The following is a 21,846-nucleotide window of genomic DNA, read 5'->3' as shown; positions in this document are numbered from 1 at the left end:
TACCGCGTGGCTGACGCGTCTCAGGCGTGGGGCACCGCCTGGAGCCAGTTGAGCTCGAGGCGGGCCGGGCCGAGGGCAGCGGCGATGTCCAGGGCGGCGATCGGGTGCCCGCCGGTCCCCGCTCCCCCGGCGCCCTGCGGGCTTGCTGCGGCATAGGCCCCCGCGAGCGCGTGCAGCCTAACTCCGGCGGCCACCGAGTCGACCAGCGCGTCCAGGACCGGGTCCACCCCGGAGGCGTCCGGCGCGCTCTGCTCCCAGCGGGCGGCCGCGCCGGCCAGGACGGCTCCAAGGATGCCGGCCAGCACGTCCCCGCTTCCGGCGCTCGCCATCCAACCGGGTCCTCCGTCCACGCTGACCAGGGGGCGCTGCGGCGCGGCGATGAGGGTGGTGGCCCCCTTGAGCAGGACGGTGGCGCCGGTGCGGTGGCAGATCTCGCGGGCGGCGAGCCCCGGGTGGGCTTCGACGCGCTCGCGGCTCCAGCGACGGGTCTCCCGCGTCGGCGCCCCCTTGTCCGGCAGCGTGCTCAGCAGCGCGGCGGCCTCTCCGGCGTGCGGGGTCAGCACGTGCAACGGCGTGCATCCCAGGTCCTCGGTGAGGAGCTCGGGCAGGATGCTCAGGGCGCCGGCGTCGACGACGGTGGGGACCCGGGTGGGGCACTGCCGGTCTTTGCCGCAGGGACCCAGGGTGGAGGCGAGTACGGTCCGCACCTCATCGGCCCTGGCGGTGTCAGCGGGGTCGATGCCCGGCCCCAGGACGAGCGCCTGAACGCGTCCGGCGGCGGGAACGACCTCGGGGCGGGCGGCCAGGACGAGGTCCTCCACGCGTCTGGGGGCGGACAGGCGCACCATGCCGGCGCCGGCGCGTACCGCGCCGCTGGCGGCCAGGACGGCGGCGCCAGGGTAGGACTCGCTGCCGGCCCACAGGCCGACCACGCCGCGGGTGTACTTGTGGTCATCGGGCCCGGGCTCGCCAACAGCGCGGTTCAGGTAGTCGCCCAGGGCGCCGTCGACGGGGCGGCGGGCCAGGGGCCGGCTCGTGGGCGCGGGCAGTCCGAGGGGGACGACGTCGACGACGCCACACAGGTGCCGGGCCGGGGGCAGGCACTGGCATCCCTTGAGGCAGGTGAAGGTGACGGTGCGGTCGGCGGCCAGGACCGGGCCACTCACTGTGCCGTCGTCGACGCCGGTTCCGCTGGGCAGGTCGACGGCGATGACTCGCAGCGGGCGACGCCCCGGCTCGCCGGCGGCGATGAGCGGGGCGATGAGGGCGGCGGCTTCAGGTCGCAGCGCCCCGGTGGCGCCGATGCCGGTGAGCCCGTCGAGGACGAGTCCGCCGTGGACGAGGAAGGCCTCGATAGCGGCCATGGCCTCGGCGGAGTCCTGGCCGGTTCCGTCGTCACTGCGGTAGCCGGCGCCGTGAATGGTGACGCCGTGGCCGCGGGCCTCCTCCAGGGCGACGGGATGGGGGTGCTCGGTGGCGAGCACGGCGCTGACCGCGCAGCCGCTGTGGGCGAGCAGACCTCCAGCCAGGAGGGTGTCGGCCCCGTTGTGGCCGCCGCCGACTAAGAGGAGTACCGGGGCCCCGGAGATCCATCCGGGGCCGGTCTGCGTCCCCGCCGTCTCACCTGCTCCTCCCAGCGGCGTCGCCGGGGACAGCGGTGAGGCTGGGGTGGCGGCCACCCCCATGGGGCTCATCAAGGTCAACGGCGCCGGAACCGGCCGGGCGGGGGCCACCGCGGCGCCCGCATTGCCGGTTCCTTGGCGCAGCTCGCGCAGCGCCGCCCGGGCCACCGCGTGGGCGGCGGCTCTCATGTAGCGGTCGGTGCCTGCGGTGACAGGGGCCTCCGCGGCCGCTATCTCCTGAGCGGGCCAGGCGCAGGTGGTGGGGTCGGTGACGTCGTGGGAACGCGGGAGGTCGTTGAGGTCACTCATCCGACCCATTGTCCTCCGCTCCGCTCTCCTCGCCCCTCCAACACGGCTTTGAGACGGGCAGTTTCACAGAGCAAGACCTCGCGGGTGGCCGCCGGCCCGCATTGCCCGTCCGCGGCCACGCGCCAAGAAGTTGTCTCTTCCAGAATTGGTGGCGCGTTCACCCCTCGCGCTACCCGCTCACCCGGCACAATGGCCGAGTGATCCGCGCTGTAGGGACCGACCTGGTTGATATCCCCCGCCTCGAAGGCTACATGGACCGGGTACCCGGCCTGCGCGAGCGGCTCTTCACCCCCGCCGAGCTGGCCGCCTGCCAGAAGCGGGCCGCCTCACTCGGGGCGCGCCTGGCGGCCAAGGAGGCGGTTCTCAAGGCCCTGGGTTCGGCCTACGCCGAGCTCGGGCTGGACGCGCCCCAGGGGTGGGAGTACCAGGACATCGAGGTGACCTCCACGCCCGGCACCCCACCGCGCCTGCGCCTGACCGGGGCGGCCGCGATGGCCGCCCGCCAGGCCGGCATCGGCCACTGGCACATCTCCCTGGCCCACGACGGTGGTATGGCCCAGGCCTTCGTCGTCGCCCAGGCCGATCACGTCGACAACGACGACGACCTGACTCTGTCCTCTCAGCGCTCACAGGCCCGCACGAAGCAGCAGATCCGGTCCCTGCGCCCCGCCCTGTAGACGGTAGACGACGGCGCCGAGCCCGGACTGCGGGCTCGGCGCCGTTGCGGGGCGAGTTAAGGGCCGAGTCGACGTCTCGGCGTCGGTCCTACTCGACGGTGACGGACTTGGCCAGGTTGCGCGGCTGGTCGATATCCAGCCCCTTGGCCCCGGCCAGCGCAGCGGCGAAGATCTGCAGCGGCACCACGGTCAGCAGTGGCCACAGGATCGTGGGGGTGACGGGCATCCGGATGATGTGGTCGGCAAAGGGCTCGACGTCGGTATCCCCCTCCTCCGCGATGACGATGGTGCGCGCGCCGCGGGCCCGGATCTCCTGGATGTTGGAGATGACCTTGTCGTGCAGGACAGGGCGGCGCGGGGTGGGCACGATGACGAAGACCGGAAGACCCTCCTCGATGAGCGCGATCGGGCCGTGCTTGAGCTCACCGGCGGCGAAGCCCTCCGCGTGGACGTAGGCGAGCTCCTTGAGCTTGAGCGCCCCTTCCAGCGCCACCGGGAAGCCGACGTGGCGGCCCAGGAACAGGAAGGAGGACTTGTCCGCCAGCTCGGAGCCCAGCTCACGCACGCGGGCCTCCTCGTGGTCCAGGACGTGCTGGATGCGGTCCGGCATGGCGGCGAGGTTGTCCAGGTACTCGGCGACCTCGTCGGGCCACTTGTTGCCGCGCAGCTGGGCCAGGTAGAGCCCCAGCAGGTAGCAGGCGGTGATCTGGGCGAGGAAGGCCTTGGTGGAGGCCACGGCGACCTCCGGGCCGGCGTGGGTGTAGAGGACGGCGTCGGCCTCGCGGGCGATGGTCGAGCCGTAGGTATTGACGATGGCCAGGACCTTGCTGCCCTGCTCGCGGGCGTGACGCACGGCCTGGATGGTGTCCATGGTCTCGCCGGACTGGGAGATGGCCACGGTCAGGGTCTTCTCGCTGACGACCGGGTCGCGGTAGCGGAACTCGTGGGCGAGCTCGACCTCCACGGGGATGCGGCACCAGTGCTCGATGGCGTACTTGGCGACATGCCCAGCGTAGGCGGCGGTGCCGCAGGCGATGACGATGATCTTGTCGACGCTGCGCAGGACGGCGGGGTCAATGCGCATCTCGTCGAGCTGGAGCTCACCGCGCTCGTCGACGCGGCCGCGCAGGGTGTCGGCCACGGCGGTGGGCTGCTCGTGGATCTCCTTGTCCATGAAGGTGTCGTAGCCGCCCTTGACGGCTGCGGAGGCGTCCCAGGAGACCTCCCAGGTCTTGGGCTCGACGGCGTTACCGTCCTTGTCCCAGACGTGGACGGCGTCGGCGGTCAGCAGGAGGACCTGGTCGTCGTCGACCTCGGCGGCCTTCTTGGTGAAGGCGACGAAGGCGGCGACGTCGCTGCCCAGGAAGTTCTCGCCCTCGCCCAGGCCGATGACCAGGGGGCTGGAGCGGCGGGCGGCGACGATCGCCGCGGGGGCCAGGTCGGTGACGGCCAGCAGCGCGAAGGCGCCCTCGAGGCGGGCGGTGACGGCCTGCATCGAGGCGACCAGGAGGTCGGCGACCCGGGTCGGGTCGGAGGCGGCGGACGGGTCCTGGCGCAGACGGGAGGTGAAGTCGATGTCCAGGACGTGGGCGACGACCTCGGTGTCGGTGTCGGAGAGGAGCTCGCGCCCGGCGGCCTCGACCTCCTCGCGCAGCGGACGGAAGTTCTCGATGATGCCGTTGTGGACCACGGCGAGGTGGCCGGCGCGGTGGGGGTGGGCGTTGGCCGTCGTCGGGCCGCCGTGGGTGGCCCAGCGGGTGTGTCCGATGCCCGCGGTGGCGGGAGCCGGCGGGGTGGCCTCCAGGATGGCGCGCAGCCCGGAGAGCTTGCCCGCCTCCTTGACGACATCCAGGCCGGAGGGCCCCACCAGCGCGACGCCCGCAGAGTCGTAGCCGCGGTACTCCAGACGGCCGAGGCCATCCATGAGAACGGTCAGGGAACGGGAGGAACCAGTTTCACTCAGAGGGCCGACGTGGCCGACAATTCCACACATGCTCCGATCGAATCATGCCGGCGCGGCGTTGACAACGAGCGCAGGCACACGTCGATGTGATCTCGGCGTGATCTCTGCGTGATCCCATTCCCCGCCGGCACCCCACCGACACCCCGACGGGCCCCATTCGTTCCTCGGGGATTGTCCGCCGGGCGTCTTCATTTGCGACACTGTGTCGGTGACATCCGAGCTGAGCGACCCGAGTGACCTGGGTATTCCGGGCGCCTCGCCCTACATCGAGCTGGACCGGGACCAGTGGTCCGCCCTGGCGTCCTCGGCGCCGCTGCCGCTGACCCAGGCCGATGTCGAGAAGCTGCGGGGACTGGGCGACCCCATCGACCTGGCCGAGGTCGACGCCGTCTACCGACCTTTGACGGCGCTGCTGGAGGACTACATCGCCACCTCGCGTGAGCGGGCACACCGCACCGGCGCTTTCCTGGGGGTGGCGGAGCCGCCCACGCCTTTCATCGTCGCGGTGGCCGGGTCGGTCGCCGTGGGCAAGTCGACGACGGCGCGCCTCATCGCCCACCTGCTCGCCCGCTTCCCGGACACGCCCAGGGTGGACCTGGTGACCACCGACGGCTTCCTGCTGCCCAACCGGGTCCTTGAGGAGCGCGGACTCATGGCCCGCAAGGGATTTCCCGAGTCCTACGACCGTCGCGCCCTGCTGGAGTTCGTCGCGGCGGTGAAGTCCGGCAGCGAGCGCGTCCAGGCGCCCGTCTACTCCCACACGGTCTACGACATCGTCCCGGACCGGCACGTGACGGTGGAGCGCCCCGACATTCTCGTGCTGGAGGGACTCAACGTGCTCCAGCCCGCCCCGCGGGGATCGCGGCCGGGGGCCTCGGCGCTGGCGGTGAGCGACTTCATCGACTTCTCGATCTACGTCGACGCCGACCCCGACGACATCCGCCGCTGGTACCTGGACCGGTTTCTCACCCTCAAGCACACGGCCTTCACCCAGCCGGGCTCCTACTTCCGGCGCTTCGCCGAGATCCCCGACGACGTGGCCCTGGCTGGAGCGAACGAGATCTGGGAAAGCGTCAACCTGGTCAACCTGCGCGAGAACATCGCCCCCACCCGAGGGCGGGCCACCCTGGTCCTGACCAAGGACGCCGAGCACCGCATGAGCCGGGTCCTGCTGCGCAAGTCCTGATTCCTCGTCCTCACGCGCGAGGCTCCCGTGGGGCGAGCCGCCTGGGGTGGGACATCGGCGGTCGGTTCGCTGGAAAGGGCGAGTCGGGTCACCCGCAGCCTCCCTACTGGCCTTGGGCGTGCACTGTACGAGGGTCGGGTACTACTGCGGGAGGGTCGAGTGCACTCCCGGTAGGTGGGACCTTCGTGCAGTGCGCACAACCCCTGGCCAGTAGATCCCCACCCTCGTGGAATGGACCGCACCAGAAGAGGAACATGCCCGAACCGACATCAAGCGTGCGCCGTCAGCAACCCGACGGAGAGCCAAGGATGTCCACATCGGCGACAAAGGCTTGGATCATTCTCACGCTGACGAAGCAAAACCGCATGATTCCAAGGTTCGCGTTCACGCGATCTGAGGTTCGAAAGTCCCATTATCACCGATGGGGACACCAACATGCCGATTCCCCGGAGAGTCCAGTGCAGCACCCAGCGTTAACACCGCAATGGCGGCACCGAGCTAAATTCTCAGAAAACACTCCCACCCCATTCCTTCCACATGATTAACGAAGATCATCGACAGCCTTGATAAAAACCTCAGGTTGTTCAGAATGAATATCATGACCGCTTTTAACGTTGTCAACTAGAGTGCCACGAGAGAGAAGCGAGTGGACACGCGACGCATCACGATCATCCATAGCACCGAGCAGCACCCCACGACCATCATAGTAGCCCTGCATATTTGATGGATGAGCAGCATGCAAAATTATTGACGGACAGCGAACATCCTTCAGTGTCTCCGCCTGATTAAAACCAGCAAACCACGAGAAATCATAGAAGGTCTCACCAAATCGTAAGTCATAGGCGCCCGTACCATCCTGCAAGTTAGCCGTCAAGTCGAAGAACTCATTGACATGCAGCTCAGGAGGATAATACCAAAGGCGCGGTATTTCGCCAGGGTGGCGCCTCATGTAATCGAGGGCAGGACGCTTAACAAACACATCAAAGTTCTTTTGCCCAAGAACTTGCGCAAGATAGGTGTGCTCAAGCGAGTAGCGGGTGAAATTTCGTTCACCGCTTCGCAAAAAACGATGCATATCGCGAAACCCGAGCCAAGCAAATGTCTTCTCAGCCCTTCCAGGTTCAGTCGCAAAGAATGGCGCATCCTCAATCAACAAACCAGTGACAAGCTGCGGAGCCCTGGCGGCAACGATGGTCGCCAACAGACCTCCCGAAGAGTGACCGGAGATCAAGACTGGAGACTTGACGACATGCTGGATAAACCACACGAAATCAATCGCATTCTTGATCGCCGTATAATCTGCCGGATTTTTACTCGATCCACCATGGCCATAACAGTCGACCGCAAACACGTGATAGCGTTGAGATAGTTCTCCAAGCACTGCACTATAGTCCTTCCACGTTGTTTGCTGGCCGTGGACCAACATGAGCGGCGAACCATTGTCCGGCCCCTCACCATAGTGAATGATCGCACCACTCGGCAGCATTACCTGCTTTTCGATATAACCAGCACGACGAACAACTGCCTCCGCAGCCCGATCATACGTCATATTTCGATGAGCATAATAAGTCACACCTCCTCCGAGCAGGCCAAGCACGGCGCACATTATTATCAGCACACGCACCCTCTTTCGCTTAGTTTTCAGTATTGTCATGTGCCGCACGATGGTCCCCCTCCACATGACGAGCAGCCTGCACAAAGAACTGCGTATCCATCAAGGCGAGCCCCCGGTCGATGTCGCCAATCAGTAGGAGCTCATCACCAGCCTTAATGTTGAAAACCTTTCTGGCACGTACTGGAAGCGTAAGCCTCCCATCCTGATCGATCACAACGGTGCCAAATATGTATTTACCGGGGCGATCAAGCATGGCAACCAATGAAGTGTCACCGTTGACAAGATCGTCGATCGCAACATCGAACACCTGCGCCAACCGAACGCATGAGGAAATGTCGGGATTACCACCCGGAGCCTCCCACTTGGCAATGGTCTGTCGAGAGACACCAACCTTGTTTGCCAACGTTTCCTGAGTCCAGCGACGCTTTTTGCGCAAGGTGGCGATGTTGCTACTAATCATAAACAAATAATAAAACAGCACACCACGGTCGTCAATCAAACAATACAGACAAAATGAGGTTTGCATGTTAAAAATAGTGGCATCCACCCCTGTTTGAATCCCACCAGAACCCACTCTTCACCAGTCCTGATCTGACGACCTTCCTGGGACGGGCCACCCTGGTCCTGACCAAGGACGCCGAGCACCGCATGAGCCGGGTCCTGCTGCGCAAGTCCTGAGCGCCCGTCCCTGAAGCCGCCGTGAAGGCGGTCTGAAACCGGAGGGCAGCAGACTCAAGGTCATGACAGCACAGGAAACCCGCACGGCTCCGATGAGCATCCTCGTCGTCGGCCTCGAAGTCATCGGGACAACCTACGGATACCTTTTTCAGAAGGCCGGTCACCACGTCGAGCACCTGGTGCGGCAAAGCAGTACGAGGGCCTCAGTCAGCTCGCTCGAGGTCGAGATCCTCGATGGCAGGCGTGACCCGAAAGGCTCGCTGTCCCAGGACCAGTACACCGTTCACCACCGGGGACACACGAGCTACGACCTCATCGTGGTCTCGGTGCCGCAGGGCAGGATCGCCGAGGCAATGGCCGGCCTCCGTACGGGTGGGATCGAGGGACCTGTGCTTCTGTTCTGCGGATTCTGGGGAGAACGCGAGGAGCTCGACCGTTTAATGGCCGGCCGCGATGTCCTTCTGGGGTACCCGGTGGCGGGCGGGAGCATCACGGGAGAACGGCTCACCTGCTGCGTCTTCGACCACGTCATGCTGGAGCGGCGCGACAAAGCCCGTTTCCCGGGCTACGAGAGGGTGGAGGCGCTGTTCGGCTCCTGCGGCATCAGCCTCGAGCGCCCCCATGACATGCTCGAGTGGATCTGGCTGCATATGGCGATCAACGCCGGTGTCGGTGCCGTGGCAGCAATGTACGGCGACGTCGAGGACACGACGCGCGCCGCCGAGCAGCTCATGGGCTCTACCAGGATGCTCGCCCGGGTGGTCAAGGCGATCCGGGAAGCATCGAGGATCGTGGCCTCGCGCAGCGTTGATCTGAGGCGCTACCGCAGCGAGATGCTCGTCTACCGGCTGCCGACCGCCGTGTCCGCACCCCTCATGAAGCGGATGTTCGCCAGGAATCTCCTCACCCGACGGATCATGACACTGCATGGCAACACCGCTGACCTGTTGTTCGTGTGCCGGACCGTCTACGAGCAGGGCCGGACCAACGGAGTCCCTGCGCCCATCTTCTACAGAAGCTACGAGGCGGCCCAAGACAAGGCCACCCGTCACGATCAGCACCTACCTGGCATGGTCCGTGGACGGAACGAAACGGCGTGAAACCGAGTGACGTCGCAGTGAAGCCGCGGTGAAACCGCTGGGGTCCAGCCTTGGCGGCATGGCAACACGAACAGCAAACGAATCGCTCTCACCGGGCGAGACACCGGCCATCAGGACCGATGGCCTGACCCGCACCTTCGGCTCCTTCACCGCCGTCGACCGCCTGGACCTGGAGATCCCCACCGGCATCGTCTACGGCCTGCTCGGCCCCAACGGTGCCGGCAAGTCGACGGCGCTGCGCATGATGACCACCCTGCTGGCCCCCACCCGGGGCCGGGCGATGGTCCTGGGGCACGACGTCGTCCGCGAGCGCCACGCGGTGCGCGGCCTCATCGGGGTGACGGGACAGTACGCCAGCGTCGATGAGACGCTCACCGGCTCGGAGAACCTGCGCCTCTTCGGGCGCCTGCTGGGCCTTGGCCGGCGTCGGGCGCGGGAGCGGGCCGAGGAGCTGCTGGCCGCCTTCAGCCTGACCGAGGCAGGCGGCAAGCGGGTGAGCGGTTACTCCGGTGGGATGCGGCGGCGACTGGACCTGGCGGTCTCGCTCATCTCCCGTCCCCCGCTCATCTTCCTCGACGAGCCCACCACTGGTCTGGACCCGCGTACGCGTGAGCAGATGTGGGACGTCATCCGTTCTCTGGTGGAGGGCGGCTCGACGATCCTGCTGACCACTCAGTACCTGGAGGAGGCCGACCGCCTGGCTCACCGGGTCGGCATCATCGATGCCGGACGGCTCATCGCCGAGGGCACCCCCGATGAGCTCAAGGACCGGGTGGGCAGCAGCTCTCTGGTGCTGACGCCGGCGACCCCCGAGGACCAGGCCGCTACCGCTGCCGTTATCGAGCGGGTGACCGGTCACGCCCCGGCGACCGTCGACCAGGGCACCCACCTGCAGGCGCCGCTGAGCGAGGCCTCAGTGGCCACCGAGGTGCTCGTGGCCCTGCGCGACGCCGGTCTGTCGCCCAGAACCGTCTCGGTGGACCGCCCCAGCATGGACTCGGTCTTCATGGCCCTGACCGGGCAACCCACGAAGCACGATGACGCGGCCTCACCCGATGCCGCCGCGCCGTCGGCGCCATCACCCACTTCCCCATCCGCCCGTCCCGCAGACTCTCAGGAGCAGTCATGACCGTCCCCGCCACCGCACCGACCAGTACCTCCCTCTCCCCCGGCGTCTGGCGTTTCAGCGAGGCCCGGCTCGTCCCGGACACCCTGGCCATGGCCTGGCGCTCACTCATCACCATGGTGCGCAACCCCGGGGAGTTCTACGACATCCTCATCCAGCCGGTCATGTTCACTGTCCTGTTCGGCGAGCTCTTCGGCGGCGCCATCGCCGGCGACGTCAAGGCCTACCTGCCCACGATCGTCCCGGGTCTCATCATCATGAATGCCTTGACCACGAGCCAGAGCGTGGGCGTGGACCTGCGCGAGGACATGGACAAGGGCGTCTTCGACCGCTTCCGCACCATGCCGATGTCCCGTATCGCGCCGGTCCTGGGTCCCATGGTCTCCGACGTGCTGCGCTACCTCATCTGCACCTCACTGACCGTACTCACCGGCTACGTCCTGGGCTACCGGCCCGTCAACGGCTGGTCCGGGGCGCTGGGCGCCATCGCCCTGGCGGCGGGCTGCGCCTGGGCCATCGCCTGGATCTTCCTCTTCCTGGGGACGGTGTTCTCCTCGGCCCAGGCGGTGACCTCCTTCACGGTGATCGTCCTGTTCCCGCTGACCTTCCTGTCCAACGCCATGGTGCCCACCTCGACGCTACCGGGCTGGCTCAAGGCCTTCGTAAGCCACAACCCGGTCTCGCACATCGTCGACGGCGGCCGGTACCTGCTGGACGGAACAGCGGGCTCGGCCGGGGACGTGCGGGCCGCGATCATCGGCTCGCTGCTGATCCTGGCCATCATGGCTCCCCTGACGGTCGTGCGCTACCAGCGGCGCAACGCCTGAGCCGCACCTCAGGGACTCAGCCGACCTCGCCCGCCAGACGGCCGGCGAGGTCGGCGGCGTGAGCCACGAGCCCGCCGCGGTCCAGGGACCGGATCCTCTCCTCGGCCTGCGCCAGCGCCCGGGCGTCCAGCCGCTCAGTGCGGCTGCGCAGGTAGTCGTGGGAGAGCAGGCGGCAGGTCTGGTTGGTGCCCACCGCCAGGGCGGTGGCGACCAGCTCGCCCCCTACTGCCCGCCGGTCGGAGCCCGCATCCTCAGCAGCCACGGCGGACAGGCCGACGGCCGCCGCGAAAGCCATGAGCGTGGGAATGTCACGCTGCAGTGGAGCCGGATCGGAGAGGATCTCGCGCAGCAGGGAGGTGGCTCGGGCACGGACGGCTCGGGCATCGAGCTCGACGGCGTCGTCGGGGCTGAGCTCGACGTCGGTGACCAGGCACATGCTCAGGATGTAGAGCTCCCACTGGGAGCCCGATCCCAGGATGGAGCGCCAGTTCCCGGCGTAGCGCAGGCTCACGCGCTGGATGAGGGCGGCGGTGCGCGCGTTCCCGCGGGTGAGCTCCAGCTCGCCACGCACGGAGCGGGCGATGAAGCGCATAGTTCCCGGCAAGTCGACCGGCTCCAGGCTCTCCAGCAGCCTGCCCGCCGTCTCGGGGCGCGGATCGAGGTAGACCGCGCAGTAGGCCCCCTCCATGTGCAGTGTCGTGCGGAAGAACTCGCCCCAGCTGGGTAGGACCCGTTCCAGGAGCACCTGGGCGCGCGAGCAGGCGTCGACGACCTGGCTGTAACGCCCCAGGGACATGAGCACCTGCAGCCGGTGGAGGTGCAGCTCGAGCAGGTGAATGCCGGCCAGGTCGTGGCCATGGAGCCGCCCCAGGAGGGCCTCGATGGTCTCCAGGGAGGCCTGAGGATCACCGTCGTCCTCCTGCTGGGCGGCCAGGCAGCGGGTCGCCGCCCAGGCGACCCAGGGGTCGGCGTCGCCGGTCAGCTCGGGCCACTGCTCATCGCTCGCACGCAGGAAGCGCCTGACCCGGCTGAACGGTCCCTCTCCGTCGAAGGAGGCCGGCAGCAGGGAACGGACCTGTGCAGGCACGTGGCTCAGGAGCCCGAAGAGGGTGACGCACAGGGCCAGGACGCTCAGGCCTGCCTCATTGCCGCGTGAGTCCTGGGCGGGTTGGACAGCGGAAGCGATGAGGCGCGCACCGTAGTCGGCGATGCGCTCATAGCTCCAGGTGACGCTCCACAGGCGCATGAGGGCGGCACCGATGAGGCAGATGGCGTCGCGCAGCTCCGCCGGCAGGTGATCCGTGCCGTGGCCGTCGGCCTGTGCCAGGAGCCGGTCGAGCTGTTGAAGGATGACGGCCTCATCGTGGGTGACCTGCCGGAAAAGGCGGTCGTGGCGGCGCGCCTCGGGGTGACGGGCATCGCCGAAGTCGCCGGCGTCCACGGGAAAACGGATCTGGGAGCACAGGTCCACCGCCCACTGGCGCAGGGCCGCGCGGGCCTCGGCCTCGTCACCGGAGGCGGACAGCTGCGCCAGAGCGAAGTCGCGGACGGTGACGAGCATGTGGAAGCGGGGCAGGCCGTGGTCGCGCACCACGAGCAGGGAGTGGGAGACCAGGGCGTCGAGGAGGTCGGCGGCCTGCGCGCCGATGAGCGCCTCCGCGGGCAGGAGGGTGAAGCCGTCGGCGAGCAGGGCCAGCCGAGCCAGGGCGCGGCGTTCGGCGGCGTCGAGCAGGTTCCAGGACCAGTCGATGACCGCTGTCAGGGTGCGCTGACGGGCGGGGGCGTCACGGGCGGCGGTGAGCAGATCGGGTCTGCCGGGTAGTCGCTCGGCGATCTGGCCGACCGACAGGCTGCGGGTGCGTGCGGCGGCCAGCTCGATGGCCAGGGGGATGCCCTCCAACCGGCTCAGGAGCTCGCCTAAGTCGTCATCGTCGATGACCTGGCCGGGGCGAGCGGCCAGAGCACGGGTGCGGAAGAGCTCGGCGGAGGAGGCAGCATTGAGGGCCTCAAGGCGGTGGACGTGCTCCGCGGCCAGGTCGAGGGGGCGGCGCGAGGTCGCCAGGACGCGCAGATCGGGGCAGGCGACCAGGAGCGGCCCGATGAGGTCGGCCGCCTCGCCGGCCAGGTGCTCGCAGTTGTCCAGCACCAGGACGGTTCCGGGCTGGGAGAGGGCGGCGGCCAGATCGCGGTGCGGGTCACCGTTGACGACTGCGGAGCCTCCGACTGCGTCGAGCACGACCCTGGCCAGATCGGCTCCGGGTGACACCTCGGCGAGGGCGACGACGTAGACGGCGGGGCGGCGGCTGCGGGCCGCCACCACCTGGGCCAGGGTGGTCTTGCCGACCCCACCGGGGCCGGTGAGCGTCACCAGACGGTGGGTGCTCAGGGCCTTGAGAACACCGGTCACGTCCGCCTCGCGCCCCAGGAAGTGCTCGGGCTCGGGCTGCAGGCCGTGGCGCACAGGGCTCTCGGCGGCCAGGACGGCCTCGTGGGCGGCGCGCGCGGCCGGTCCGGGCACGGCTCCCAGCTCGCGCAGCCGACGGCGGTACTGCTCGTAGATCTCCAGGGCCGCAGCCGGTGAGCGCACCCAGGACTCGGCGCGCATGAGGGCGGCCAGGACGGTCTCGTCGCCGCCGTCGCGCTGGGAGGCCTCACGCAGCAGGTCCACGGCCCGCTCGTGCTCACCGGTGGCCTCCAGGGCGAGCCCCCGGTCGCGGCGGGCCCCCTCGGTCAGGGCTGCAGCCCGCTCTCGCAAGAGGGCCATAGGGGCGGCTCCTGCTCCACCGTTGTCATCGACCTCGTCGGGAACGGGCACCTGGGGCAGTCGGTCGGTGAGATCGAGGACCTGCTCCCACTGGCCGGCGGCGGCGCAGGCTCGGGCGCGCTCCGCCCGATACGACAGGTCCCGGACATCAGCCTCCGCCTCCGCCAGCTCCAGTCGGTAGCCATCGCCGTTGCGCTCGACGACGCCCTCCCCCACGACGGCACGCAGCCGGGAGACGACGACGTGAAGCGCCCGCAGCGGCCGGGCCGGGGCGTCGTCGGGCCACAGGGCCTCAATGAGGGCGCCGTCGCTCACCCTGGCGTCCTGGCTGCCGGCGAGCACGGCGAGCAGGTCAAGGCTCCTCCCGCTCAGGGACCGGCCTTGCCAGGTCGGCGGCTCCGTCAGGAGAGCCAGGCGGTACGGAGAGGTCACGAGGCCATTCTCACCCATCACCGTGAGGCGGTGCTCCACACGCCGGGGCCGGTCGCGACACCGGCCACCGTACTGGTGGCGGCGGCTGCGAGGTCCTCAGGTGAGACTCAGGTGCTAGGAAGCAGCAAAGGCTTGAGACGACATGCGCTTGAGCAGAGTAGACACATCCGGGACGTCATCGTGAGGGCCATCGTCAGAAAGAGTAAAACGTTGAGCCTTCATCGTATCCATGACAGCGCCGATGGACGATGTGCGGCCCTGAGGTCCGGCCCCAAGCGTCACCCCTTCGGCAGCACACCAACCTTCGGGGGCCTGCTTTGAAGGCATCTCCCACCTGAAAAAGCCGAAGCGCTTGCTGCCCCGGCGATCGGGGAAGAACACGGCGACGATCGTGTCGGCACCGTGGTCGAGGTGATCGGCGATCACGGAGTCGATGGGCTCGGACTCAGGGACCGCAAGGATCCTGGTGTCATTGAGGTAGTGGTTGCGCCTGAACAGCTCCCGCCCCTGAGTCGTACCGAGGAAAAGCCCCACAGCGCGCGCCGCATCACGCCGCGTCGTCTTGGTGTCACTCATCTCTGCCAGCTCCTGAAGTGCTGTTCCATCCAGTCGATTACCTGCTTGTATGACTCGTCGTAAGACGCCCCCAGTATGGCATGGTCGTTCCTCCCCAGTACTTGGATGGGACGGGTCTCACGGTCGCGGTCCCGATGGTACTGGTGAGAGTGGATGCAACCATGACGCGTGTCGATCCGAAACACGGGCTGCCAGCCGTCATCAGGGCTAGATCGCCACTCATGCTGGAGCGCATAGTCGACCACGCGCCCCCTGTAGGTCCTCAACCGTATGACTATCCGGTGGCGCCCTGGCCCGGCGATCGGGCCGACATCGATTGGGTAGGTCTCGTCCTCACATACGTGGATCGGCGGAGGACGGTATCCGCCGTCGGGCAGGTCCATGCTCGCTCCGCTCGATTTGTTAGACGCTGTATCCCAACGGTTATATCAGAAGTAGATCGGCAATAACATTGGGGCTGAGGCATAGACGTCACCCACTACACGGCCACGCCGTGCACCTGCAGTTCCAGAACCTTCAATGGCCTGTGCCCCGCCCATAGGTTCTGGGCGGGGCACATAGATCGGGCATGATGCCTTTTGAAGGCAGGGGAGGAAACCGCCGTCAGCTCACAGGCTGAGGTTGTTCTTGACGGTGTCGGCCAGGGAACGGGCCACGCGGTCGGCCTCCTCCTGGGTGGCGGCCTCGACCATGACGCGCACGAGCGGCTCGGTGCCCGAGGGGCGCAGCAGGACCCGGCCGGTCTCGCCCAGGTCCTTCTCCGCGGAGGCCACGGCGTCCTGCACGGCCTTGTTGGTGCTGGCGGCGCCCTTGTCGACATTCTTGACGTTGATGAGGGTCTGGGGCAGGCGGGTGACGACGCTGGCGAGCTCGGCCAGCGTCTTGCCGGTGCGCTTGACGCGCGCAGCCACGTGCAGGGAGGTGAGCACGCCGTCACCGGTGGTGGCGTGGACGGTGTCGATGACGTGCCCGGACTGCTCGCCGCCCAGGGTGTAGCCGCCCTGGAGCATCCGCTCGAGCACGTAGCGGTCGCCCACGCCGGTCTGGACGGTGCGGATGCCGTGCTCACGCATGGCCAGGATGAGGCCGAGGTTGCTCATGACGGTCACGACGAGCGTGTCGGAGCCGAGAGTGCCGTCGGCCTTCATGCCGATGGCGAGCATGCCCATGATCTGGTCACCGTCGACGAGCTTGCCGTCGGCGTCCACGGCCAGGCAGCGGTCGGCGTCGCCGTCGTAGGCCACACCCATGTCCGCCCCGACCGCCGTGACGTAGTTCTGCAGCTGCTCGGGGTGGGTGGAGCCGCAGTTGTCGTTGATGTTGAGACCATCCGGAGAGGCGTTGATGACGATGACCTCGGCGCCGGCGGCCCGCAGCGCGGCCGGGCCGACGACGGAGGCGGCGCCGTTGGAGGCGTCGACGACGATGCGCAGGCCGGACAGGTCAGTGGCGACGGAGTCGACGAGGTGGTTGATGTAGTTCTGATCCGCGACGGTCTCCCCCTTGATGACGCGGCCGACGTCGGCGCCGGTGGGGCGGTCGTTGACCTTGCCCAGGAGGGCCTCGATCTCGTCCTCGACGGCGTCGGCGAGCTTGTAGCCGCCGCGGGCGATGAACTTGATGCCGTTGTCCGGGAAGGGGTTGTGGGAGGCGGAGATCATGACGCCCAGCTCGATGTCCTGGGTGGCCGTCAGGTGGGCGATCGCCGGGGTGGGCAGGACGCCCACGCGGGTGACGTCGATGCCGGAGGAGGCCAGGCCCGCGCTGATGGCGTGGTCGAGGAACTCTCCGGAGGCGCGGGTGTCGCGGCCCACGATCGCGCGGGGGCGGCCGCTGCGTGAGCTCCGTGCGGCGGACGTGTCCTTGGTCAGGACGCGGGCCGCGGCCTCACCGAGCTGTACGGCCAGGGCGGGCGTGAGCAGGTCGTTGGCCAGGCCGCGTACGCCGTCGGTTCCGAAGAGACGAGCCATGGAAATCCTCCTGAAGGGTGACGAAACAGCACCATCCTGCCACGGGGCGCCGAACATCGGGGCCCAACCTTCGGCCAGCGCACAAGGTCTGATGTCCTGCGCCGACCCCGGCCCGGCGGCTCGCGCCCGAGATCGCGCCCCCCACCTGGGCGCATCGGCTGCCTGCCGGCCGCGTATCGACTGAAGCGGTGCCGCCCGGGAGGCTCCCCGCCACCCCTGACACATGACGACGGCGGCCGCCCCAGGAAGGGGACGACCGCCGTCGTAGCGGAGGGGAGGCCCGGCCGGCTCGGCCAGGACCTGACCCGATCAGCGCTTGGAGTACTGAGGGGCGCGGCGGGCCTTGTGCAGACCGGCCTTCTTGCGCTCCACGATGCGCGAGTCGCGAGTGAGGAAACCGGCCTTCTTCAGGGTGGCGCGGTTGGCCTCACGGTCGATCTCGTTGAGCGCGCGGGCGATGCCCAGGCGCAGGGCGCCGGCCTGGCCGGAGACGCCACCGCCGTTGATGCGGGCGACGACGTCGAAGCGGCCCTCGAGGTCCAGGATGGTGAAGGGGGCGCGCACGAGCTGCTGGTGCAGCTTGTTGGGGAAGTAGTCCTCCAGGGAGCGGCCGTTCAGCGTCCACTGGCCGGTGCCGGGAACGAGGCGCACGCGAGCGACGGCCTCCTTGCGGCGACCCAGGCCGGAGCCGGGGGCGGTGATGGACTGGCCGCGACCCGGAGCGGACTCCTCGGTCTCGGTGGTGTAGCTGGAGGGGGCGTTCTCCTCGTCCAGCGCGTCAATGTCGACAGTGGTCTCAGCCACGATATGTCCTTTGCTTGTCGCGGGGTGCCGAGCGCTGGAGCGCTTACTGGGCGACCTGGGTGATCTCGAACGTCTTCGGGCTCTGGGAGGCGTGCGGGTGCTCAGCACCCGCGTAGACCTTGAGCTTCTTGAGCTGGGCGCGACCGAGCTTGGTGTGGGGAACCATGCCCTTGATGGCCTTCTCGACGGCGCGCTCAGGGCGGGTGGCCAGCAGCTCGCGGTAGGAGACGGCGGTCAGACCACCCGGGTGGCCGGAGTGGCGGTAGGCGAACTTCTTGTCAGCCTTGCCGTTGGTGAGAGCCACCTTGTCGGCATTGATGATGACGACGTAGTCGCCGCAGTCCTCGTTGGGGGCGAACTGGGGCTTGTGCTTCCCACGGAGCAGGGTGGCGGCCTGGGCCGCGAGTCGACCCAGGACGACGTCGGTGGCGTCAATGACGTACCAGTTCTTCTCGACGTCGCCGGGCTTCGGTGTGTACGTGCGCACGGGCGTTGCCTTCGTTTCTCTTGGCGAGTGGGCACGCCGAAGCGCGGTGAAGCGTTCGCGTTCGGCGAGACCACCATGGTCAGGTGAGTGGTCGGAGCACAGGCGATCCGGGGCGAGTGGGACGGCACCGCGGACACGCACACGTGTGCTGCACGACGATTGCCAACAGTACCGGGCGCCCCGCGGAAGGGTCAAAAGGTGCGGCTTCCCAGTTCCGTGAATCGCACCACGCGGCCAGGCGAGCCCCTGACCGCCGATCAGCAGCTCAGACGCCGGGTGGTGCGGGCCCGCTCGGCCTGGGCGGCGAGCTCGTCGTCGGCCGGGTAGGTGACCTCCTCCAGGGTCAGTCCGTGCGGCGGGGCGACGGGGGCGGCGCTCTGGCGCGTGCGGGCGTCCAGGAGCTCGCGCGGCCAGGTGACCGGCTTGCGTCCCTGCCCGACGGCCAGGCCCGCCCCCACCAGGGAGCGGACCATGGAGTGGCAGAAGGCGTCGGCGACGACGCTCAGGGTCACGAGCCCGGCGTCCGGCCCTGCGTCCGGCCCGGCCTCGGCCCGGCGCCACTGCAGGGTACGCAGGGTGCGGATGGTCGTGGCACCCTCGCGGGGCTTGCAGTAGGACAGGAAGTCGTGCTCGCCGAGCAGGGGCCGGGCACAGGCGTCCATGGCCTCGACGTCGAGCACCTCGGGCAGCCATAGGACGGTGGCGCGCCGGGCGGGGTCGCGCGGGGCGGCGGCGTCGGCGATCCGGTAGGTGTAGCGGCGGCTCAGGGCGCCGAAGCGGGCGTCGAAGGCCTCCGGCACGGTGCGTGCCCCGGTGACGACGACGTCGCTGGCCCCGCGCGGCGTGCGCGCCAGGCTCTGCTGGGCCTCACGGGCAAGGACGCCCGCCACCCGGGTGAGCAGGGCGGCCTCGGGGAGGCGCTCGGAGCGTCCGGGCAGTGCGGCCCAGGCCTCAGGACTCACGTCGAGGTGGGCCACCTGGGCGGCGGCGTGGACGCCGGCGTCGGTGCGTCCGGCCACGGTGAGGCGGATGGGCTCACGCAGCACGGTGGCCAGGGCGGAGGTGAGGACCCCCTCGACGGTGCGCAGCCCGGGCTGGGCGGCCCACCCGGAGAAGAAGGTCCCGTCGTAGGCCAGGTCGAGGCGGATGCGTGGCATGCCCCCATTGAACCGCACCGGCTTCGCCCTTCCACTAGGCTCGCGGCCGTGAGCACAACGACTCTGTCCGTGGACTGCGGAGGCGGCGGCATCAAGGCTTCGGTGCTGGACTGCGAGGGCAACATCATCTCCCGCGCCGTGCGCACCCCGACCCCCTACCCGCTGCCGCCGGAGAAGCTGGTGGAGACCATCGCCTCGCTGGCCTCCCAGCTGCCGGGCGCGGACCGGGTGACGGTGGGGATGCCGGGCATGATCCGCCACGGGGTCGTCGTCGCCACGCCGCACTACATCACCAAGGACGGCCCGCGATCCAAGGTGCTGCCCGACCTGGTGGAGGCCTGGGGCCGCTTCGACATGGGCGCCGCCGTCTCCAGGGCCCTGGGAATCCCCTCCCTGGTCCTCAACGACGCCGAGGTCGCCGGGGCCGGTGTCGTCACGGGCCACGGCCTGGAGATGATCGTGACCCTGGGCACGGGCCTGGGCAACGCGGTCTTCGACAACGGGGTCCTGGCCCCGCACGTGGAGGTCTCCCAGGGGCCGGTGCGCTGGGGACTGACGTACGACGACTACATCGGCGAGCACGAGCGCCTGCGCCTGGGCGACGCCCACTGGTCGCGCCGGGTGCGCCGCGTCGTCGACGCCCTGCGCCCCATGTACCTGTGGGACCGCCTCTACCTGGGCGGCGGCAACTCGCGGCGGATCACGGCGGCCCAGCTGGCCAAGATCGGCGACGACGTCGTCGTGGTCCCCAACGAGGCCGGCATGACCGGGGGCGCCCGCTGCTGGGACATGGCCCGCCCCTAGTTCCCGTTACTCCGTCCGTCGCCGGGGCCCTCCCCCAGGGGAGGCCGGTTACCTTCGCGGCACACCCGGCCGCTCATATCTCCGACTCAGCACCAACAGTCCCTTGCCGAGGGGCGCATCACCTTCTATCTTGCCGATAAGTTCTGCGACGTGTCCACGGCGGCACCCTCATCGTGCAAGGAGGCACTATGCGTATCGGAGTCCCCTGCGAGCCGGCCGATCAGCCGCGTGCCGCTGCGAGCCCACAGACGGTGGAGCGGATGATCCGCCTGGGCTACGAGGTCCTGGTGGAGAGCGGCGCCGGGGCGCGGGCGCAGTTCCCCGACGAGGCCTATGAGGCCGCCGGGGCCAGCCTGGCCGGCGGGGCCCGGGTCTGGGGCTGCGACGTCGTGGTGAGCTCCTCGGCCCCCGCCGAGGAGCACCTGGCGCTCATGAGCCGGGGCGCGGTCCTCATCTGCCGGCTGGACCCGGCGCGCCACCCCGAGCTCCTCGAGTCGCTGCGCGAGCGCGGCATCAGCGCTCTGGCCCTGGACGTGGTCCCCAGGATCTCGCGGGCGCAGTCCCTGGACGTGCTCTCCTCGCAGGCGAACCTGGCCGGTTACCGCGCCGTCATCGAGGCGGCCTCCCACCTGGGCAGGCTGTTCAGCGGGCAGGTGACCGCCGCCGGTAAGTTCCCGCCCGCCACCGTCTATGTCATCGGCGCGGGCGTGGCCGGCCTGTCCGCCATCGGGACCGCCTGCTCCCTGGGCGCGCAGGTGCGCGGCTCCGACGTGCGCCCGGAGGTCGCCGACCAGGTGCGTTCCATGGGGGCGCAGTTCGTGCCGCTGCCCAGCGCCCAGGAGGTGTCCTCCGACGGCTACGCCAAGGAGATGAGCGCCGACCAGGCGAGTGCGGCCAACGCGCTCTACGCCCAGCAGGCCGCCGAGTCCGACGTCGTCATCACCACGGCGAGCATCCCGGGGCGCCGTGCCCCGGTGCTCCTGGACCGCTCCGCGATCGAGGCCATGCGCCCCGGATCGGTCATTATCGACATGGCGGCGGCCACCGGAGGCAACACCGAGCTGACGGTGCCCGGTCAGGTGATCACCACCGACGGCGGTGTCACGATCGTCGGGCACACGGACCTGGCCGGGATGCTGCCCGCGCAAGCGACCCAGCTCTACGGGCGCAACATCGTCAACCTGCTGAGCCTGGTCACCCCCGACAAGGACGGGACCCTCGCCCTGGACCTGGACGATGAGGTGGTCCGGGCCATCACGGTCACCCACGACGGCGAGCTCCTGTGGCCCCCTCCCCCGATCCAGGTCTCGGCCGCCCCCGCCGCGAGCCAGCCGGAGCGGACGGCCGCCGACGACGCGGCCGCCCAGGAGGCCGCCCGCGCGGCCCAGGCGCGCTCACGCTCCCGGCAGTGGCTGGGGCTGGCCGCGGCGACCCTGGTGGCCGCCGCACTGGTGCTGGTGACGCCGTCGGCCGCCACGAGCCACTACATCGTGCTCATGCTCTCGGTGATCCTGGGCTTCCACGTCATCTCCAACGTGACCCCGGCCCTGCACACACCGCTGATGTCGGTGACCAACGCGATCTCGGGAATCATCCTGGTCGGGGCGATCTCGCAAGTCGGTCACCCCCATCCGCTCATCAGCGCCATCAGCCTGGCGGCGGTGGTCCTGGCCACGATCAATATCGTCGGCGGCTTCGCGGTCACCCACCGCATGCTCGCCATGTTCACGAAGGACTGAGGTGAGGAGC

At 68.9% G+C, this 21,846-nt stretch carries 17 protein-coding genes; 7 read left to right on the top strand and 10 right to left on the bottom strand.

Annotation, left to right across the window (positions count from 1 at the left end):
• Positions 1 to 20 precede the first annotated feature (20 nt).
• On the bottom strand, positions 21 to 1,931 hold the full coding sequence (locus HMPREF9058_RS01830) for a bifunctional ADP-dependent NAD(P)H-hydrate dehydratase/NAD(P)H-hydrate epimerase (protein WP_009405485.1): 1,911 nt from the start codon (positions 1,929 to 1,931) through the stop codon (positions 21 to 23).
• A gap of 197 nt (positions 1,932 to 2,128) precedes the next feature.
• On the opposite strand from HMPREF9058_RS01830, the gene HMPREF9058_RS01825 reads away from it, so the two are divergent.
• On the top strand, positions 2,129 to 2,608 hold the full coding sequence (locus HMPREF9058_RS01825; protein ID WP_009747565.1) for a holo-ACP synthase: 480 nt from the start codon (positions 2,129 to 2,131) through the stop codon (positions 2,606 to 2,608).
• An 88-nt stretch (positions 2,609 to 2,696) separates the two neighbouring features.
• On the opposite strand, the gene glmS is transcribed toward HMPREF9058_RS01825, so the two are convergent.
• Positions 2,697 to 4,601, bottom strand: coding sequence for a glutamine--fructose-6-phosphate transaminase (isomerizing) (gene glmS / locus HMPREF9058_RS01820; RefSeq protein ID WP_009406268.1), 1,905 nt, complete (start codon positions 4,599 to 4,601; stop codon positions 2,697 to 2,699).
• A gap of 172 nt (positions 4,602 to 4,773) precedes the next feature.
• On the opposite strand from glmS, the gene coaA reads away from it, so the two are divergent.
• Complete coding sequence (gene coaA, locus HMPREF9058_RS01815) at positions 4,774 to 5,757, top strand: type I pantothenate kinase (protein WP_043537571.1); 984 nt, start codon at positions 4,774 to 4,776, stop codon at positions 5,755 to 5,757.
• Positions 5,758 to 6,298: 541 nt separating this feature from the next.
• Here coaA and HMPREF9058_RS12910 read toward each other — a convergent pair.
• Together HMPREF9058_RS12910 and HMPREF9058_RS12905 are read right to left on the bottom strand one after the other, a co-directional pair.
• On the bottom strand, positions 6,299 to 7,363 hold the full coding sequence (locus tag HMPREF9058_RS12910) for an alpha/beta fold hydrolase (protein WP_139018962.1): 1,065 nt from the start codon (positions 7,361 to 7,363) through the stop codon (positions 6,299 to 6,301).
• Positions 7,364 to 7,391: 28 nt separating this feature from the next.
• Positions 7,392 to 7,898, bottom strand: a complete 507-nt coding sequence (locus HMPREF9058_RS12905; RefSeq protein ID WP_254654031.1) for a helix-turn-helix domain-containing protein — start codon at positions 7,896 to 7,898, stop codon at positions 7,392 to 7,394.
• Positions 7,899 to 8,112: 214 nt separating this feature from the next.
• Between HMPREF9058_RS12905 and HMPREF9058_RS01805 the strand changes: the two genes are divergently transcribed.
• The 3 genes from HMPREF9058_RS01805 to HMPREF9058_RS01795 are packed head-to-tail and all read left to right on the top strand — an operon-like array spanning position 8,113 to position 11,103.
• Entirely contained in the window at positions 8,113 to 9,150 is a 1,038-nt protein-coding gene (locus HMPREF9058_RS01805; protein ID WP_009406080.1) for a ketopantoate reductase family protein, read from the top strand.
• Positions 9,151 to 9,208: 58 nt separating this feature from the next.
• Positions 9,209 to 10,279 carry a daunorubicin resistance protein DrrA family ABC transporter ATP-binding protein gene (locus HMPREF9058_RS01800; protein ID WP_043537727.1) on the top strand — a complete coding sequence of 357 codons (1,071 nt, stop codon included), beginning with the start codon at positions 9,209 to 9,211 and terminating at the stop codon, positions 10,277 to 10,279.
• On the top strand, positions 10,276 to 11,103 hold the full coding sequence (locus HMPREF9058_RS01795) for an ABC transporter permease (RefSeq protein WP_009405639.1): 828 nt from the start codon (positions 10,276 to 10,278) through the stop codon (positions 11,101 to 11,103). The genes HMPREF9058_RS01800 and HMPREF9058_RS01795 overlap by 4 nt, the downstream gene beginning before the upstream one ends.
• 16 nt (positions 11,104 to 11,119) lie before the next feature.
• Here HMPREF9058_RS01795 and HMPREF9058_RS01790 read toward each other — a convergent pair whose 3' ends face one another.
• The 6 genes from HMPREF9058_RS01790 to truA form a co-directional block, all read right to left on the bottom strand.
• Positions 11,120 to 14,299: a BTAD domain-containing putative transcriptional regulator gene (locus tag HMPREF9058_RS01790; protein ID WP_254654030.1), complete on the bottom strand. Its 3,180-nt coding sequence runs from the start codon at positions 14,297 to 14,299 to the stop codon at positions 11,120 to 11,122.
• Positions 14,300 to 14,413: 114 nt separating this feature from the next.
• Positions 14,414 to 14,875: a hypothetical protein gene (locus tag HMPREF9058_RS01785; protein WP_009393329.1), complete on the bottom strand. Its 462-nt coding sequence runs from the start codon at positions 14,873 to 14,875 to the stop codon at positions 14,414 to 14,416.
• 608 nt (positions 14,876 to 15,483) lie between these two features.
• Entirely contained in the window at positions 15,484 to 16,845 is a 1,362-nt protein-coding gene (gene glmM, locus HMPREF9058_RS01775) for a phosphoglucosamine mutase (protein WP_043537568.1), read from the bottom strand.
• Positions 16,846 to 17,154: 309 nt separating this feature from the next.
• Positions 17,155 to 17,649: a 30S ribosomal protein S9 gene (rpsI, locus tag HMPREF9058_RS01770; protein ID WP_003789348.1), complete on the bottom strand. Its 495-nt coding sequence runs from the start codon at positions 17,647 to 17,649 to the stop codon at positions 17,155 to 17,157.
• Between the two features lie 43 nt (positions 17,650 to 17,692).
• Entirely contained in the window at positions 17,693 to 18,136 is a 444-nt protein-coding gene (gene rplM / locus HMPREF9058_RS01765; protein WP_003789346.1) for a 50S ribosomal protein L13, read from the bottom strand.
• A 257-nt stretch (positions 18,137 to 18,393) separates the two neighbouring features.
• Positions 18,394 to 19,293, bottom strand: coding sequence for a tRNA pseudouridine(38-40) synthase TruA (gene truA / locus HMPREF9058_RS01760; RefSeq protein ID WP_009747538.1), 900 nt, complete (start codon positions 19,291 to 19,293; stop codon positions 18,394 to 18,396).
• A gap of 48 nt (positions 19,294 to 19,341) precedes the next feature.
• Between truA and HMPREF9058_RS01755 the strand changes: the two genes are divergently transcribed.
• Positions 19,342 to 20,097: an ROK family protein gene (locus HMPREF9058_RS01755; protein ID WP_009406089.1), complete on the top strand. Its 756-nt coding sequence runs from the start codon at positions 19,342 to 19,344 to the stop codon at positions 20,095 to 20,097.
• A gap of 188 nt (positions 20,098 to 20,285) precedes the next feature.
• Complete coding sequence (locus tag HMPREF9058_RS01750; RefSeq protein WP_009747274.1) at positions 20,286 to 21,836, top strand: Re/Si-specific NAD(P)(+) transhydrogenase subunit alpha; 1,551 nt, start codon at positions 20,286 to 20,288, stop codon at positions 21,834 to 21,836.
• The last annotated feature ends 10 nt before the right edge of the window (positions 21,837 to 21,846 follow it).

The sequence above is a fragment of the Actinomyces sp. oral taxon 175 str. F0384 genome (assembly GCF_000223355.1).
Taxonomy (GTDB): Bacteria; Actinomycetota; Actinomycetes; order Actinomycetales; family Actinomycetaceae; genus Actinomyces; species Actinomyces oris.
This window is presented reverse-complemented; position numbering and strand designations above follow the sequence as displayed.